Origin of the sequence: Rahnella sp. BCC 1045 (assembly GCF_019049615.1) — a bacterium.
Classification (GTDB): Bacteria; Pseudomonadota; Gammaproteobacteria; order Enterobacterales; family Enterobacteriaceae; genus Rahnella; species Rahnella contaminans.
In genome coordinates this window covers 1-755 of sequence record NZ_JAFMOZ010000033.1, presented here as the reverse complement: position 1 = coordinate 755, position 755 = coordinate 1, and the positions used below count along the sequence as shown (strand labels likewise).

Sequence of the window (755 nt, the reverse complement as noted above, 5' to 3'; positions counted from 1 at the left end):
AATTGATACTGAGATATTTTCTTTTTCCCCATTAAGCACTACATCTCCAAGATTATAATCTTTCTTTTCCAACCATATGTCTGAAGGCGTAATATAACCACTGTTATACATAAGCTTACGACTAGGATATTCAGTTAAGAATAAAGCGAATTCTTTTGTGACATTATGCTGAACGGTATCTGATATTAATACATTGACTTTTTTATCAATATTGAATATTTCAACTGTAGTCCCTGTTTTGGCATTCGTTTTTTGAGCATCAGAGATATTGAATCGCTTAATGTTATTAACATGCCCCTTAATATAATAATTAAGGTTCGTTTCATTACTAGCGCAAATAGTATTCCACGTTACTTGCTCACCTAAAGCAAATGCTTTAAATCGTCCCTTTCCATACTGGCCATGTAGTGACCGGTCTCCATTTTTTTTAGCTGATTTTTTCCATGACTCGCCAAGATTACCAAACAGTTCGGATACTTTTGAGTAAGGAATGCCATCACCTTCATCTTGGATAGTTATTTTCTCGATCGTTTCCGTATTAATATTTTTCTGAAAAGATACTGTAACTAAACAAGATTTAGAGTCAAAAGCATTCCAGATTATCTCCAAAAGTGCAGGTAATGGTTTAGCCGCAGAAATATCTTCAAGGTGATCTATGCCAAGTCTTACATCAATATTTTTCATTTAAAAACTCCCTGTATGAATTTGTATCGATAATGACATAATTTCCCTTCATAAGTCATGAGAAATAACAC

General features: G+C 33.4%; 1 protein-coding gene. It reads right to left on the bottom strand.

What is annotated here, in order from left to right; translation table 11 throughout:
* On the bottom strand, positions 1-684 hold a 684-nt coding region (locus J1782_RS00180; RefSeq protein WP_217151894.1), incomplete at its 3' end, for an ATP-binding protein.
* Positions 685-755 lie beyond the last annotated feature (71 nt).